17 protein-coding genes are annotated in these 15,073 nt (G+C 68.9%); 7 read left to right on the plus strand and 10 right to left on the minus strand.

All coding sequences use genetic code 11. The annotated features are described in order from the left end of the window. On the plus strand, window positions 1-678 hold the full coding sequence (locus KBY57_RS08105) for a hypothetical protein (RefSeq protein WP_254995358.1): 678 nt from the start codon (window positions 1-3) through the stop codon (window positions 676-678). Here the strand turns inward: KBY57_RS08105 and hslO are convergent. Together hslO and KBY57_RS08115 are read right to left on the minus strand one after the other, a co-directional pair. Further along, complete coding sequence (gene hslO / locus KBY57_RS08110) at window positions 665-1,576, minus strand: Hsp33 family molecular chaperone HslO (protein WP_254995359.1); 912 nt, start codon at window positions 1,574-1,576, stop codon at window positions 665-667. The genes KBY57_RS08105 and hslO overlap by 14 nt on opposite strands. Then, entirely contained in the window at window positions 1,573-2,256 is a 684-nt protein-coding gene (locus KBY57_RS08115; RefSeq protein ID WP_254995360.1) for an ABC transporter ATP-binding protein, read from the minus strand. Before KBY57_RS08115 ends, hslO begins: the two co-directional genes overlap by 4 nt. Before the next feature lie 62 nt (window positions 2,257-2,318). Here KBY57_RS08115 and KBY57_RS08120 point away from each other — a divergent pair, with 62 nt between their 5' ends. Together KBY57_RS08120 and KBY57_RS08125 are read left to right on the plus strand one after the other, a co-directional pair. After that, on the plus strand, window positions 2,319-2,849 hold the full coding sequence (locus tag KBY57_RS08120) for a DUF3531 family protein (RefSeq protein WP_315859788.1): 531 nt from the start codon (window positions 2,319-2,321) through the stop codon (window positions 2,847-2,849). 8 nt (window positions 2,850-2,857) lie between these two features. After that, complete coding sequence (locus KBY57_RS08125) at window positions 2,858-3,640, plus strand: 16S rRNA (uracil(1498)-N(3))-methyltransferase (protein WP_254995361.1); 783 nt, start codon at window positions 2,858-2,860, stop codon at window positions 3,638-3,640. Here KBY57_RS08125 and KBY57_RS08130 read toward each other — a convergent pair. Then, entirely contained in the window at window positions 3,637-4,047 is a 411-nt protein-coding gene (locus KBY57_RS08130; RefSeq protein ID WP_254995362.1) for a hypothetical protein, read from the minus strand. The two genes, KBY57_RS08125 and KBY57_RS08130, sit on opposite strands and share 4 nt — an antisense overlap. Before the next feature lie 100 nt (window positions 4,048-4,147). On the opposite strand from KBY57_RS08130, the gene KBY57_RS08135 reads away from it, so the two are divergent. Beyond that, entirely contained in the window at window positions 4,148-4,999 is an 852-nt protein-coding gene (locus tag KBY57_RS08135) for a DUF92 domain-containing protein (protein ID WP_254995363.1), read from the plus strand. Here KBY57_RS08135 and KBY57_RS08140 read toward each other — a convergent pair. The 7 genes from KBY57_RS08140 to KBY57_RS08170 form a co-directional block, all read right to left on the minus strand. Beyond that, window positions 4,903-5,892 carry a sigma-70 family RNA polymerase sigma factor gene (locus KBY57_RS08140; RefSeq protein ID WP_254995364.1) on the minus strand — a complete coding sequence of 330 codons (990 nt, stop codon included), beginning with the start codon at window positions 5,890-5,892 and terminating at the stop codon, window positions 4,903-4,905. The two genes, KBY57_RS08135 and KBY57_RS08140, sit on opposite strands and share 97 nt — an antisense overlap. A 104-nt stretch (window positions 5,893-5,996) precedes the next feature. Next, window positions 5,997-6,677, minus strand: a complete 681-nt coding sequence (locus tag KBY57_RS08145; RefSeq protein ID WP_254995365.1) for a GDSL-type esterase/lipase family protein — start codon at window positions 6,675-6,677, stop codon at window positions 5,997-5,999. Then, complete coding sequence (locus KBY57_RS08150; protein WP_254995366.1) at window positions 6,634-8,220, minus strand: ABC transporter permease subunit; 1,587 nt, start codon at window positions 8,218-8,220, stop codon at window positions 6,634-6,636. The genes KBY57_RS08145 and KBY57_RS08150 overlap by 44 nt, the downstream gene beginning before the upstream one ends. Further along, the gene (locus KBY57_RS08155; protein ID WP_254995367.1) at window positions 8,217-8,960 is read right to left on the minus strand and encodes an ATP-binding cassette domain-containing protein; all 744 of its coding nucleotides are present in this window, start codon (window positions 8,958-8,960) and stop codon (window positions 8,217-8,219) included. The genes KBY57_RS08150 and KBY57_RS08155 overlap by 4 nt, the downstream gene beginning before the upstream one ends. 101 nt (window positions 8,961-9,061) lie before the next feature. Beyond that, window positions 9,062-9,286 carry a hypothetical protein gene (locus KBY57_RS08160; protein ID WP_254995368.1) on the minus strand — a complete coding sequence of 75 codons (225 nt, stop codon included), beginning with the start codon at window positions 9,284-9,286 and terminating at the stop codon, window positions 9,062-9,064. A gap of 62 nt (window positions 9,287-9,348) precedes the next feature. After that, window positions 9,349-10,305: a putative selenate ABC transporter substrate-binding protein gene (locus KBY57_RS08165; protein ID WP_254995369.1), complete on the minus strand. Its 957-nt coding sequence runs from the start codon at window positions 10,303-10,305 to the stop codon at window positions 9,349-9,351. Window positions 10,306-10,336: 31 nt separating this feature from the next. Beyond that, window positions 10,337-11,527, minus strand: a complete 1,191-nt coding sequence (locus KBY57_RS08170; RefSeq protein ID WP_254995370.1) for a pyridoxal phosphate-dependent aminotransferase — start codon at window positions 11,525-11,527, stop codon at window positions 10,337-10,339. Between the two features lie 127 nt (window positions 11,528-11,654). Here KBY57_RS08170 and KBY57_RS08175 point away from each other — a divergent pair, with 127 nt between their 5' ends. The 3 genes from KBY57_RS08175 (at window position 11,655) to KBY57_RS08185 (ending at window position 15,069) form a co-directional block, all read left to right on the plus strand. Further along, entirely contained in the window at window positions 11,655-12,284 is a 630-nt protein-coding gene (locus KBY57_RS08175) for a uracil-DNA glycosylase (RefSeq protein WP_254995371.1), read from the plus strand. A gap of 138 nt (window positions 12,285-12,422) precedes the next feature. Continuing rightward, window positions 12,423-13,622: a (E)-4-hydroxy-3-methylbut-2-enyl-diphosphate synthase gene (gene ispG, locus KBY57_RS08180; protein ID WP_254995403.1), complete on the plus strand. Its 1,200-nt coding sequence runs from the start codon at window positions 12,423-12,425 to the stop codon at window positions 13,620-13,622. 100 nt (window positions 13,623-13,722) lie between these two features. Continuing rightward, entirely contained in the window at window positions 13,723-15,069 is a 1,347-nt protein-coding gene (locus KBY57_RS08185) for a S41 family peptidase (RefSeq protein WP_254995372.1), read from the plus strand. Window positions 15,070-15,073 lie beyond the last annotated feature (4 nt).

The raw sequence follows: 15,073 nt of genomic DNA on the forward strand, positions 1-15,073 counted from the left end.
ATGCACGGCCTGGGCCCAGGAGTGGATTCAGGGTCTTGGGTGGTTGCCCCCCAGTTGCCGTTCGGCAATGGCGAGGCCCAGCTGTTCGACATCCTGGATGAGCTGCACGAGAGGCTCTCCCTGGCGATGAACCTGCGTCGGCTCGAGCCCTGCGCCAACCGCGTGACGCTGGCCCAGCGCTCGGCCCTGCGGTTGGTGGGTGACATCGGCCTCACGGCGATGGCCTGCACGCCCACGGCTGCCCTGGTGGATGACCACCACGAGGCCGTGGTGGCGTTTCTGCAGCTCGGCCGGATCGACTACCGCATTGGTGGTCGTTCGTTTTCGGCTGAAGCGGGCCGCACGCTCATGTATCTGCCGGGAGAGGCGATGAAGGTGCGCACGCACCCTCACGTTGGCATTGCCTACAACCTCAATCGCCCCCTCTTGGCGCGTTATCTGGTGGAGCAGGATCGCGCCCTCAGCCTGGAGCGAGCCCTGCTCGACCTGCATCGGCCCTGGCAGGTTGACCTGCGCGATCCGGACACCCGCTCTGCCCTGCAGCATCTGAACCTGATCATTCGCCTGCTGGATGGCACCGGCGAGATGGTCCCGGGTCTGTCGATCCTCTCGCTGTTGCAGGACCGGATCTACCAGGCCACGGCCCAGCTGCTGCTCCCTGCCATCAGGCGGGGGTGAGCTCGTTGATCAGCTCCTGGAGCTCGCCTCCACCCACCTCGTACACCGCGCTGCAGAAGTGACAGGTGAGTTCGGCCTTGCCGTCTTCGGCCAGCATGGCGCTGAGTTCGTTATGGCCCAGCAGCTTGAGGGCCCCGACGCTGCGCTCGCGGCTGCAGGGGCAGTGGAACCGCACCGGCGTGCACGCCGCACGGTCGTCGAGGGGTTGGGGATCGAGGTCGGGGAAGATGTCCTCCAGCAGGCTGTGCAGCCCCTCGCAGGCGGCCAGCCGCTGGCTGAAGTGCTGCACCTCGCGGCAGCGCTCCTCCAGCAGGGCCACCAGGGCCGGTTCCCGGGCAGCCTTGGGCAGCACCTGCACCAGCACGCCACCGCTGCAGCGCACGCCGCTGCTGTCGATCTGCTCACCCACGAACACGGCCGAGGGGGTTTGCTCCGAATGCAGCAGGTAGGAGGCCAGATCGTCGCCGATGCCACCGCTCACTAGCTCCACGGTGGAGCTGAACGGCTGGCCCTCGCCCAGATCCCGCACCACGTGGAGATAGCCGGTGCCGGTGGCGGTGCGGAAATCGAAGTGATGCAGCCCGTCGGGCTCGCTCACCAGATCCAGCTCCAGGCCGGGATGGCCCACATAGCCGCGCACGCTGCCGTCGCGGCCCGCATCCACCATCAGGCCCCGCAGCGGGCCGTCCGACTGGATGCGCAGGTTGACGCGGCCGTGGGCCACCTTCATCGAGCTGGCCAGCAGCAGCCCCGCCGTCATGGCACGGCCCAGCAGGGCCGTGGTGAGGAAGGAGAGGCCGTGGCGCTCCTGGGCGGTGCGGCTGGTGTGGGTGGTGCTCACCGCCACCATCCGGATGCCCCCGCCGGCGGCCGTGGCCCGCAGCAGCTGATCGCTCAAGGCTCGCCGTTTCGATGTGATGTCATCGTACGGAGCTTGGTTTGGAGGGAGGTTTGGAGGCTGGTCAGCTGGCCCGCCTCCAGCCTCCAGCCCCCATCGATCACGCCGCGGAACAGCTCGGGTTCGTGGGTCACCACCAGCACGGCCCGCTCCTGGGCCAGGGCGGCCAGCAGCTCCAGCACCTCGCGTCGCACGGCCCAGTCGAGGCCGGCGGTGGGCTCATCCAGCAGCAGCACCTGGGGATTGCGCAACAGCTGCACCGCCAGGGCGAGCCGCCGCTGCTGGCCGCCGCTGAGCTGCTCCGGCGCCTGCTGCAGCGAGAGGCCCTCCAGCCCCACCAGCTGCAGGGCGCCCTGGGCCTGCTCGGCCGTCAGTCGCCGGTGGCCGAGCTTGAGCTCCTGGCCCACGCTGAGGCCGAGGAAATGGCGCTCCGGAAACTGAAACACCAGGCCGCACAGCCAACGGCGTTGGCGGCCGTTGAGGGGCTGTCCCTCCCAGAGCAGCTGGCCGGCGGAGGGCTCGGCCAGGCCGCTGATCACCTCCAACAGGGTCGTTTTGCCACTGCCGCTGCGGCCGGCTACCAGCACGGCGCGGCCCACCGGCAGGGCCAGGTTGACGCCGTTGAGCACCGGTTCCTGCGCCGTAGCGGGCTGATAGCAGACGTTGCGCAGCTCGAGCATCAACCCAGCATGCCGCCGGGCGTGTTTGATGGAGCCAGTGTTCCCCCCGATCCCCCTCTGCCATGGAGGTGCGCTTCCGCGAGTTCAACCCCTTTAATTGCTGGATCTGGATGCGCTTCCCCCATCCCCTGGGCTCAGGGGAGCGGGGTTATCTGGAAACCGCTTTCGACAGCTGGTTCTTCCTGGGCAAGCTGGGCGGCTTCAACGCTGAAAACCTTCAGGCCCATGAGGAGGGGGCGGAGCTGGGCTGGATGGCCTACAGCCATGAGACGGCCGCGTCCGCCTTGCCGGCCCTGATGCACAACATGGGCCCGATGGAATACCAGGACGACTGGGCCCGCTGTTGGCTGGACCTGGGCACCAGTGATGCCTTCGCCCTGGATGTGTTGATCAATGCCCTGGGTCAGCTCAACAACGACGTGCTGGAGATCGAGGAGTTGCTGATCGGCGGCCTCAATGACGACTGGCCGATTGAGGAGCAGCCCGAAGCGATGTTTGCGGGCCTGGATCTCATCTATGATCAGGACGAGCACACCGACGAGGACGCCGACGATGAGGACGAAGACGCGTCTGGCAACAGGGCCTGGAGTTAGGGGGCGCCGTGGCTCGGGAACTGCGGCGCCTGCTGATCGCCCCGGAGCGGCTGGCTGCCGCTGCTGAGCGAGTGGGCACCCTGGTCCTCAGCCTGGAACGGGCCGAGGGCCACTACCTCAGCCGGGTGTTGCGGTTGCGCCCCGGCGATCACTTCGCGGTGGTGGACGGGGCCGGCCGGCTCTGGAGTGCGGTGTTGCAAGGCAACGATCGCGCCCACCTGGAGCAACCCCTGGCGGCTCCGTTGCAGATGGAGCCGCCGCCGGCAGTGCGCCTGGAGCTGGCGGTGGCCCTGCCCCGGCGGGATGCCGATGTGCTGCTGCGCATGGTCTGCGAACTGGGGATCGACCGGCTGATCCCCCTGCAGGCCGAGCGCAGCGTCGACCCCGAACCCCTCAAGCCGGGCCGCTCAGGCACCATCCTGCGGGAGGCGGTTGAGCAGTGCGAGCGGCTCTGGCAGCCCGTGCTGGCCCCATCGCTGACGGCCCAGGAGCTGCTGGGTGCCCCGCCGCCAGGCGGCCCGGCCCGGGGATGGCTCTGCACGACGCGTCAGAGCAGCACGCCCCTGTTGGCGGAGGCGTTGGCAGCTCTCGGTTCCACACCGGATGGCCTGCCAGGAGCCCTGACGGTGGCGATTGGTCCGGAGGGCGGTTGGACGTCGCAGGAAGAGGACCTGGCCCGGGAGCACGGGTGGCAGGCCGTGAGCCTGGGCGACACGATCCTGCGCTGCAGCACGGCCGCTGTGGCAGCAGCAGCCCTGCTCAGCCACTGGCGCGCCCAGCGGTTGCCCTAGTTGCGGAACATGCCGGAGGCCATGTCCTTGAAGCCGGCCAGGTTGGCGCCAGCCAGGCGGCGGCGGCTGCGCAGGGTGTTGGCCGGATTGAGGCAGTCGGGGGCAAAGGTGGCGTTGCTGGGCGGGGGCAGGGCCTCCTGGGCCGCCCGCAGCTCAGCGGCAATGGCTTCGGCCGTGGTGAGGCTGCTGCCGGCGGCGGCCTCTGCGCTGGGGGACGCCTGGCTGGGCGCGGGGGTCGTTGCGGGGGTAGCCGCGGTGATTGTGACCGGCGCGCTCTGGCCTTCGGCTGACTTGGCTGGTGGTGTTTTGGGTTGCTGGGCTTTGGGTTCGGCGATGGCCACCTTGGCCGGCTCGGCGCCTTCACTGCCCAGGTCCAGGAAGAAGGAGTCCTTGCGGTTGAACACCATCACGGCAGCAGCGTCGTAGGCCGATTATCCGCTGCCCGGCTCCCCAGCTGCCCCACCGGTCGCGCTGTGCAACACACTTTGATGGCGCCGTCGCCGCCCCGTGCCGATCCCCGCCCTAGTCCTGGTGGCCCCCCAGACCTGGAGCCACTGGTTGGTGGCCCTGGCCCTGAACACCCTGTTGATCGGCGTGGCCCAGCGCCTGCCCCTGCTCACCCGGGCTGGCTGGGTGCACGCCGGCATCCTCGGCAGCCTGCTGTGGGGCTGCCTTGGGCTGAGGGGCTGGCTGGCGGTGGTGCTCTATCTGGCCTTGGGATCCCTGGTGACCCGCCTCGGCTTCCGCACCAAGCAGGCCCGCGGTCTGGCGGAGGGGCGCGGTGGGGCCCGGGGTCCGGAGAATGTCTGGGGTTCGGCGGCCACCGGCGCCCTGCTGGCGATGGCGGCGGTGTTGGCGCCGCCGTCTTGGCAGCCCTTGCTGTTGCTCGGCTTTGCCGCCAGCTTCGCAGCCAAGTTGGCCGACACCTGCGGCAGCGAGATCGGCAAGCGCTGGGGGCGCCACACGGTGCTGATCACCTCCCTGCGCCCCGTGCCGCCGGGCACCGAAGGGGCGATCAGCCTCGAGGGCACCGCCGCCAGCCTCGCGGGCAGCGGCCTGATGGCGGCGCTGATGCTGGTGCTCGGCCTGGGGGCTGGCAGTTCGGTCAGCACCAGTTCGGTCAGTTCCAGTGCCGTCAACCCAGGAGCCGTCTGGCTGCTGATCACCCTGGTGGGACTGGCGGCCACCCTGATTGAAAGCCTGATCGGCGCCAGTGCCCAGCAGCGCTGGGCCTGGCTCAGCAACGAACTGGTGAATGGGATTCAGACGGCGATTGCCGCCCTGCTCGCCATGGCACTGGCTCCGCTGCTGCTGGCTCCGCTGGTGCTGGCTCCGCTGGTGCTGGCGGCGGCCTCCTGAAGCCAGGCCAGCAGAGCGTCCCCCCGGACCCTGGCCTGGCGGCTGGTGAGCCGCAGCTCCAGGGCCAGCTCGCTCCAGCTCAGGCCCTCCATCCAGCGCCCCTCCAGCAGCCGCTGCTCCAGCCGGTTGAGGCGGGCGAGCTGGCTGTGCAACCAGCGGCACTGCAGCTGCTGCTCTGCGTCTGTGTCGGCGTCTGGTTCGGTGTGGGGTGTTGTTCCTGCTGTTGCCCAGCCTGTTGAACAACCTGTTGCACAACCCGCTTCGCTGTCGGCGTCATGGGTGGTGCTGCCAGCGGCCAGTTGATCCAGCAGGCAGCCAGCCTCCTCACCATCGCTGCCGGACAGCGGGGCATCGAGGCTGCGCACCTGCAGGGCCCGCTGGACCGCTGCGGCCTCCTGGAGCTGGGTCGGGGTGCAGCCCAGCTCCTCGGCGAGCTGGGCCGTTTGCAGGGGAGCCAGGCCCTGGCCGCGGCGCTGCTCCTGCAGGCGCCGGGCCCGCTGCTGCAGTTCCCGCAGCCGACGCGGTGTGTGCACCGGTTGGCCGTGGTCGCGCACGTCGTGGCGCATGGCCCCTTCGATGTAGGGCACGGCGAAGCTGCTGAAGTTGCAGCGCTGGCGTAGGTCGAAGGCTTCCACGGCCCGGATCAGCCCCAGGCCTCCGGCCGACACCAGGTCGTCGAAGGGCTGGCCACTGCGCCGGCTGTGGCGCTGGGCCACCATGCGCACCAGGGCCAGGTTGTGCTCCACCAGGGCATTGCGCCACAGCAGTCGGGTGGTGGCGTCGGGGCTGGCCGCCATGGCTTCGAGCCAGCTGCGGTTGCGCACGTGCAGCTCGGATGCGGCGAGTGTTGATGCGGTGGGCTTGGGAGCAAGAGACTGGGGAGCGGCGGCCATGGAGGGCGAGATGTCGGTGTTTTCACCGTCGCCGCGGTGCCCCAACCGTCGGTTCCCCCGCGCGGGGGACTTGCGCTCACCCGAATGGGGGATCGCCGCTGCCTTCAGCAGGCCAGAGGCGTTTGGCCGTGGAGGGGCTGCAGATCCGCCCAGGCCAACAGGGCCGGCCAGGTGCGCACCCGCTCGAACACCTGGCGATGGCCGTCGCTATTGAGGTGCAGGCCATCGCTGCCCAGCCACTGGGGCCAGTCGGGATCGGCCAGCAATCCCTCCAGCAGGGGCAGAAACGGCACGTCGGCTTCCAGGCAGGCCTCCTCCAGCAGGCCCTCGTAGCGGCGGATGTCGGCCAGGGAATACCAGAGCACGTCGGCGTAGGGCATGGCGGCCTCCTCCACCGGGGTGAGCCCGATCACGTGCACTGGGGCGATCGCCCGGGCCTGTTGCAGCAGCTGCTGCAGGCCAAACAAAAAGCCCTCGGCATCGAGCTGGGGCCGGCCATCAGCCCGTCCCACCCGGGCCGTGTCGTTGAGCCCGATCCCCAGCAGGATTCCTTGGGGCTGCTGGCGCCGCAGCTCTCCGCGGCAACCCACTTCACCGCTAAGGCGAGCAGCCAGCCGCTCCAGCCCGTCGCCCCGCACGCCCAGGTTGTAGAGCACCGGGCCGCCCGGCAGGTCCATCCAATGGCGCCGCAGCCGTTCGCACCAGCCCCCCTCCAGCGGGTCGCCCCAGCCGAACACACCGCTATCGCCAAGCGCCACCAGCTTCCTGGGGATGGCCATCACCATGGGGGGTCTCCAGCAGCCACAGGCGGGCGCGATCGCTCAGATCTTCCCCCAGCAGCGTCAACAGCGCGTAGGCCAGCACCAGCGCCAGCAGCTGGTCGCCGGCAAACGAACTGAGGGCCTCGAGCAGCTGGCTGCCCAGACCGGTGGCGCCCACCAGACCCACCACCACCGATTCCCGCAGGATCACGTCGGCCCGGTAGGCGCCGTAGGCCAGGTAGGGGCGGGCCAGGCCACTGAAGCGGCCGTAGAGCAAGGCCAGGCGCGGCCCGCTGCCGGCGGCCAGCAGGGCCTGCTGCTGGGGTGCGCCAGTGGTTTCAGCGGCCTCCAGCAGCAAGCGGCCGAGGATGCCGAGGTTGTGGAACCCCAGGGCAAGGGCGCCGGTGAGCACCCCGGGCTGGAGCACAAACAGCAGCAGCAGGGCGGTCAGTGGTGGCGGCCACAGCCGGCCCAGGGCCCAGAGCCCGCGCACCAAAGCGCCCCCAATCGGCCAGGGCGCGACCACCAACAGCAGCAGGGGTGCCAGACCCACGGCCAGGGCCGCGGCCAGCACCGTTAACAGCACGGTGTTGGCGATCAGGCCTGGCCAGGGCAAGGCGGCCACGGCACCCCAGTCGGCCGGGCCCAGGGGGGGTAGGCCCTGCCACTGCAACAAGGCGGCGGGATCTACCTCCAGCCGCCAGGCCACCACCGCCAGCAGCGGCAGCAGGGCCAGGCCCGCGGCCACCAGCTCGCGCGCCTGCCGTCCCACGGCCCGCTGACGCAGCCCCAGCCGCGCCGGCATGGCCCAGCGGCGCCGCAGCCAGCCCAGCAGGGCCTCCAGCAGCAGCATCACCGCCAGAAGCAGCCACAGGCCGCTCCACAGTTCACGGAAGGCCAGCGACTGCAGGGTGAGGCGCAGCTCGGTGCCCAGGCCCCCCAGGCCGAACACCCCCAGCAGGGTGGCGCTGCGCAGGGCGCACTCGAGGCGGTAGCCGCTGTAGCTGATCACCTGGGGCAGGAGCGGCGGGCCCAGGGCTGTGAGCAGGGCCGCCGGGGCCGGGGCTCCGCCAGAGCGCAGGGCCTCGAGGGTGGCAGTGGGCAGGGCATCGAGCAGGTCGCTGACCACCCGGGCCACCAGGGCTCCGAAGGGAATCGCGATCGCCACCACCGCCACCGCCGGTTGCAGGCCCACCAGCTGCAGCAGCAGCAATCCCCAGAGCAGTTCGTGAATGGAGCGGGGCAGGGTCAGCAGGCGGCGGATCCAGCCGGCCGGGGCGGCATTGCCCATGCAGGTGCGCCAAACCACCCGGGAGCTGGCGATGCCGAGCCCCAGGCCCAGCACCAGGCTGCCGGCCCAGCCCAGCAGGGCGATGCCTGCGGTCACACCCAGGCCACCCAGCACCGACCTCAGCACCAGCGGATCGAGGGAGGGCTGCAGCGCTGCCGCCGCAAACTGCCCCACCAGCTCCCAGCCGCCGCCATGGCTGATCCCGGGCAGCAGGGCCAGCACCGGCAGCAGCACCAGGGCGGGCAGCAGCACCCACAGGGGCGCAGCGGGCCTCATGGTTCAGCGCCGGCGTAGAGCGCCTCGAGTTGGCCAGGATCCAGGCTGGCGCAGGGTTGGTCGAAGACCAGACGCCCATCCCGCAGCCCCACCACCCGATCGAAACCCGTCAGCAGGTCGGGGCGGTGCAGGCTCAGCAGCAGGCCCCGCGGCGGGCCGGCCAGCTCCAGCAGCAGGGTGAGCAGATCGGCAGCCAGGCGCGGATCCAGGCTGGCCAGGGGTTCATCGGCCAGCAGCAGCAGCGGCTCCTGGCGCAGCAGCCGGGCCAGGGCCACCCGCTGCCGCTGGCCGCCTGAGAGCGCCGACACCGGTTGGTTGAGCAGGGCCGGATCCAGATCCAGCCGCTGCAGCACCGCTGCGCAGGCCGGGGTGTCCAGGGGCAGCAGCAGGTTGAGCAGGGCCCGCGGCCAGCCCCACACCGCCAGGCGCGCGGCGTTGAGGTTCTGCTGCACCGTCAGCTCCTCGATCAGGCGCAGGTCCTGCCAGAGGGTGCCGATGCGCGCCTGCTGGCGACGGCGGGCGCGGCTGCTGCGGGCGCGTGGCTCCCCCTGCCACAGCACCTGTCCCTGATCCGGGGCGAGCAGGCCGTTGGCCACCGCAATCAAGGTGCTCTTGCCAGCGCCGCTGGGCCCCAACAGGGCCACCCGCTCGCCGGGCTCGAGCTGCAGCGACACCCCATCCAGGCGTGGCTGGCTGCGCCCGGCCACGGTGATCGACTCCAGGGTTAGCAGGGACTGCAAGGCGAGGTCAGGCCAGGGTGAGTCGATAGACGATCAGCGCCAGGATCAAAGCCACCAGGCTCATCTCAATCAGATCGGGGCCGCGGGGGTTCATGGCCGGATTAGAAGCGCCGCCGCTCAAGGCTGGCCGCCGAGGGCAGCGCCAGAGCTACCGCCAGCAGGGGAATCTCCAGCAGCAGCTGGCCATTGCCGAAGGCGATGAAGGCCAGATCGATGAAGGCGATGCTGCGCAGAAACAACGACCACGCCTCATCACCTTCGTTGCTGGCGCGGTTCCAGAGCACCAGGCCGGCCAGCAGCAGCACCAGATCAATCAACCAGACCACGCAGTCTCCCGGGCTGGAGCGATCTGATTCTGGCCTGCGGCTCGCGGCCCCGGGTGGGGCTGTCAGCGGATTTTGCCGATCTGACGCCCCACCTGCTCGATTTTTTTGTATTCACCCGCTTTCACCGTGGTGAATTGCTGGGCGCCGAACAGCTCCAGAATCTGTTTCTGCTCGGGATCACTGGGCCGCCAGCCAACAATCGCGGCGCGCAGCTTGGCGGTGAAGCCCTTGCCGAAGCGCTGGTCGAGGTTGGGTTGGCCCAGCCAGAGGTAGTCGGGATAGCTGGGGGTGCGCCAGATCTGCGTCACCTTGCTGCGGTTGGCCTTGCCGCTGCGCAGGCTGCTCTTCCACACCTGTTCGTTGACGGCGCCGGCGTCGTAGGCACCGCTCTGCACCAGGGCGATGGTGGCGTCATGGCTGCCGCTGAAGCCCGGCGCGCCACCGGCGAAGTCGCCCAGCTTCACACCCGCCTGGCCCAGGAAGTACTGGGGCATCAGTCGGCCGGAGGTGGAGCTCTCCGAGCCAAAGGTGAAGCGCTTGCCCTTCAGTGCCGTCAGCCCTTTCTGGGTTTGGATCGGCGCGAGGCCGCTGCGGCTGTTGGCGATGAACACGCTGTAAAACTGCGCGTCGATGTCCCGTTGGGCGATCATCTGCGCCCCGGGCTTCTGCAGGCTGGCCTGCACGCCGGTGAGGCCTCCAAACCACACCAGATCGAGGTTGCCGGTGCGGAAGGCGCCCACGGCGGCGGTGTACTCAGTGACGGGCACATAGCTCACCCTCACCCCGAGTTGCTTGCTGAGCTCATCGGCCACCAGGCCGTAGAGGCGGTTCAGTTTTTCGGGGTTCTGGTCGGGGATGGCGCCGATGCGCAGCACCGGCTTGCTGTTGCTGGGTTTGGCCTGGTTCTGCTGGGCTTCAGCCGCCGGCAGCAAGGATGGGGGAAGGGGGGAGAGGACCGCCGGCAGCAGGGCAAAAGCAAGCCCCGCCAGCGCGGCGGTCCAACGTTCTCGAACAGGCATGGCAGTTGATGGAAAAGGGTGAGTCGGGCGGTCAGACGCTGGCCAGGAAGTGCTGCAGTCGCGCCAGGCCGTCCTGGATGGTGGCAGGTCCGGCGGCGCAGGACAGGCGGATGCAGCGGTCGTCGCCGAAGGCCACGCCGGGCACCACCGCCAGACCAACCTCATCAAGCAGGCGATTGCACAGGGTCATGGAATCGAGGCCGTAGGCACTCACGTCGGGGAAGGCGTAGAAGGCTCCCTCCGGCGGCAGCAGTTCCAGCCGTTCGATCGCCATCAGCCCCGCCGTCAGCAGGCTGCGGCGCTCATCGAACTGGGCGGCCATGGCGCGCACACAGTCGCGGGAGCCGCTGATCGCGGCCAGGGCGCCGAACTGGGCGAAGCTGCACACGTTGCTGGTGCTCTGGCTCTGCAGGGCGCTGGCTGCGGCCACCACCGACCGGGCACCTGCTAGCCAGCCGATGCGCCAGCCGGTCATGGCCCAGCCCTTGGCGAAGCCGTTCACCGTGAAGATGCGATCGGCCAGGTCGGGTGCCACGGCGGCAAAGCTGTGGTGGCTGTGTCCGGGAGCCAGCAGAAACTCATAGATCTCGTCGCACACCACCGCCACCTGGGGATGGCGGCGCAGCACCGCGGCGATCGCCTCCAGCTCCGGCCGGCTCAGCACCATGCCGGTGGGGTTGCCAGGGCTGTTGAGCACCAGCAGCTTGCTGGCCGGGGTAATGGCCGCCTCTAAAGCGGCGGGATCGAGGCGAAATCCTTGGGCCGCTGAGCTGGGGATCAGGGTCACCGATGCCCCGGCCAGCCGGGCGATCTCGGGGTAGCTGAGCCAGTAGGGCGCCGGCAGCAGCAGCTCATCGCCCGGCTCCAGCAGCACCTGGAACAAGTTGTAGAGGGCTTGCTTGCCGCCGTTGGTCACCAGCACCTGGTCGGCGGTGGTGACCACACCGTTTTCCTGGTTTAGCTTGGCGGCGATCGCTTCCCGCAGGGCGGGTTCGCCGGCGGCGGGGCCGTAACGGGTGTGGCCTGTCTCTAGGGCCGCAGTAGCGGCCTCGCGGATGAAAGCCGGCGTGTCGAAGTCCGGTTCGCCGGCGCTGAGGCTGCAGATGTCTTGGCCATCAGCCTTGAGGGCTTTGGCGCGGGCGGCAATCGCCAGGGTGAGGGAGGGCTGCAGAGCCCTCGCCCGGGCCGAGAGACTCGGGCTGGTGGTGGGTGCGGCGAACATCCCTATGTCCGGCATCGGGACGCGCGGCTTCAGCACTGCTTTCCATCCTGCCGCACGGGTTCTCCACCTACGGTTCGGGCTGGCACGAAACGGGCAGTTCGTTGCTGAGCGTCACCACTGTTCCTCGATGGCTTCACCATTCCCGCCGCGCGACGCCCTGCAGCAGCTGGCCCTCTCCTGCGCGGCCTGCCGCAGCTGCGGCCTGGCGGAGGGCCGCCAGCAGGTGGTGGTGAGCCGGGGCAATCCAAGCGCCCGGCTGATGCTGATCGGCGAGGGGCCCGGTGCCCAGGAGGATCTGGCGGGGCTGCCATTTGTGGGCCGCTCCGGCCAGCTGCTCGACCAGCTGCTGGCTGCCGCTGGTCTGGACAGCCAGAGCGAGGCCTACGTGTGCAATGTGGTGAAGTGCCGGCCGCCGGGCAACCGCAAGCCCACGGCCGTTGAGATGGCCGCCTGCCGCCCTTGGCTGGAGCAGCAGATCGCCCTGGTGGATCCCCTGGTGATTGGGCTGGTGGGCGCCACGGCCCTGGAGGCCGTGCTGGGCATCCGCGGCGGCATCACCCGGCTGCGGGGCCAGTGGCGCGCAGGCGACCAGGACAACCTGAACCTTGGCGGTCTGCAGGGACGCTGGTTGATGCCCCTGCTGCATCCCTCCTATCTGCTGCGCAATCCCTCCCAGGCGGAGGGATCTCCCCGTTGGCACACCGTTCGCGATCTGGCCGAGCTGCGCCGCCGTTTGCTCGACCCGTCACTTGGCTGATGCTTCGCTTGGCTGATCCGTCAGCGGTGGTGATGTTGTGACAGGCTTTGCGGAGCCTCCGGCCCCCAGCGCTCCCCCGTCATGACCGGCACCCTGGCTCGCCCCGACGCCTCCTCTCCCGACCGGGCCACCGCCCCGATGAACGACTGGGCCAGCGACCCCCGTTTCGACACCCAGATCCATCGCCGCAAGACCCGCAGCGTGCGGGTGGGCAACATCTGGGTCGGCAGTGACCACCCGGTGGTGGTGCAGTCGATGATCAATGAAGACACCCTCGATATCGAGGGTGCGACCGCTGGTATCCGCCGCTTGCATGAGGCCGGCTGCGAGATCGTGCGGCTCACCGTGCCGTCGCTGGCCCACGCCAAGGCGGTGAAGGAGATCCGCCAGCGGCTGGAAGACAGCTACCAGCCGGTGCCGCTGGTGGCAGACGTGCACCACAACGGCATGAAGATTGCCCTTGAGGTGGCCCAGCACGTCGACAAGGTGCGGATCAACCCCGGCTTGTTTGTGTTTGACAAGCCCGACCCCAACCGCACCGAATTCAGCCCCGAGGAGATCGCCGCCATTGGCGAACGCATCACCAACACCTTTGAGCCGCTGGTGAGCTTGCTGAAGGAGCAGGACAAGGCCCTGCGCATCGGTGTCAACCACGGCTCTCTGGCCGAGCGGATGTTGTTCAGCTATGGCGACACGCCCCTGGGCATGGTCGAGAGTGCTCTGGAGTTCATTCGCATCTGCGACCGGCTCGACTTCCACAACATCGTCGTGTCGATGAAGGCCTCGCGGGCGCCGGTGATGATGGCCGCTTACCGAATGATGGCCGCCCGCATGGATGCGGAGGGGTTCCATTACCCCCTGCACTTGGGCGTGACCGAAGCCGGCGACGGCGACTACGGGCGAATTAAAAGTACCGCCGGCATTGCGCCCTTGCTGGCCGAGGGCCTGGGCGACACGATCCGCGTTTCCCTCACTGAAGCGCCGGAGAAGGAAATCCCGGTTTGCTATTCGATCCTGCAGGCCCTGGGGCTGCGCAAAACGATGGTCGAATACGTGGCCTGCCCCAGCTGCGGCCGCACCCTGTTCAACCTGGAGGAGGTGTTGCACAAGGTGCGCAACGCCACCGCCCACCTCACCGGCCTCGACATTGCCGTGATGGGCTGCATCGTTAACGGCCCTGGCGAGATGGCTGATGCCGACTACGGCTACGTCGGCAAGACCCCCGGCACCATCTCGCTCTATCGCGGTCGCGACGAGATCCGCCGGGTGCCGGAGGCGGAAGGGGTGGAGGCCTTGATCGCCCTGATCCGGGAGGACGGCCGCTGGGTCGATCCCTAAGCGCTCCTGGCTTGTTGTCGTCCGGTTACCCACCCCGGTGGAAACCTTGCGGCGGCGCTAGTTTCAGGGAACGTTTCCCGGGCCTCCACGGCTTTTCCTGATGGCCAGCCCCCGCGCCAGCCTGGTTGTGCTGGTAGGCATCGGTGCCTGTGCGGCCACGGCGGTTGTGGCCCGGGAAGTGGTGACCCCGCCGGGGGGCACGTCGCGGATCAGCGACAGCCCCAAGGAAGTGATCGACCAGACCTGGCAGATCGTCTTCCGCGACTACCTGGACATCAACGGCAAGTACAAGCCGGAGCAATGGCGCAGCCTGCGCAGCAGCGTGCTGGCCAAGAGCTATGGCAGCACCAAGGAGGCCTACGAGGCGATCCGGGGCATGCTCGGCAGCCTCGATGATCCCTACACCCGTTTTCTCGATCCGCGGGAGTTCAAGGAGATGCAGATCGACACCTCCGGAGAGCTCTCCGGGGTGGGCATTCAATTGAGTCTCGACAAGGAGACCAAGAATCTGGTGGTGGTATCGCCGATCGAGGGATCCCCGGCGTCCAAGGCCGGGGTGCAACCCAAGGACGTGATCGTGGCCATCGATGGCAAGAGCACCAAGGGGATGAGCACCGAGGACGCGGTCAAGCTGATCCGCGGCCAAGCTGGCACCTCTGTCACCCTCACCCTGCAACGCAAGGGCCAGACCCTGGAGGTGCCGCTCACCCGCGAGCGCATCGAGCTCCATGCCGTCGACCACCAGATCAACACCACCGCTGATGGGGTGAAGGTGGGTTACATCCGCCTGAGGCAGTTCAATGCCACGGCCACCAAGGACATGCGTCTGGCGGTGAAGGATCTGGAGGAGAAAGGCGCCCAGGGCTACGTGTTGGATCTGCGCAGCAACCCCGGCGGCCTGCTGATGGCGAGCGTGGAAATCGCCCGCCAGTGGCTCAACGAGGGCACGATTGTGTCCACCAAAACCCGCGATGGCATCCGCGATGTGAAGCGGGCCAACGGCCGCGCCCTCACCAACAAGCCGCTGGTGGTGCTGGTGAATGAAGGCTCGGCCAGTGCCAGTGAAATCCTCTCCGGCGCCCTGCAGGACAACCAGCGGGCAGTGTTGGTGGGCCAGAAGACCTTCGGCAAGGGTCTGGTGCAGTCGGTGCGGGGGCTCTCCGATGGCTCCGGCATGACCGTGACCATCGCCAAATACCTCACCCCCAGTGGCCGGGACATCCACAAGCACGGCATCGACCCGGATGTGACGGCGAAGATGACCGAGCTGGAGGCCCAGCGCCTCAAGCTGGAGGATCTCGGCACCCGCAAGGACAGCCAATACCGGGTGGCCGAGACCACCCTGGTGAAGCGGCTTCGCACTGCCAACGGTGTGGAGAAGGCCTACAACCCGGCCAGCACCAACCTGCCTTCGGCGCTGGCCAAGCCAGCGGGCACGACCCGCTGAATTC

The organism is Cyanobium sp. Aljojuca 7D2 (assembly GCF_024346415.1).
In the GTDB taxonomy this organism is placed as follows: domain Bacteria; phylum Cyanobacteriota; class Cyanobacteriia; order PCC-6307; family Cyanobiaceae; genus Cyanobium_A.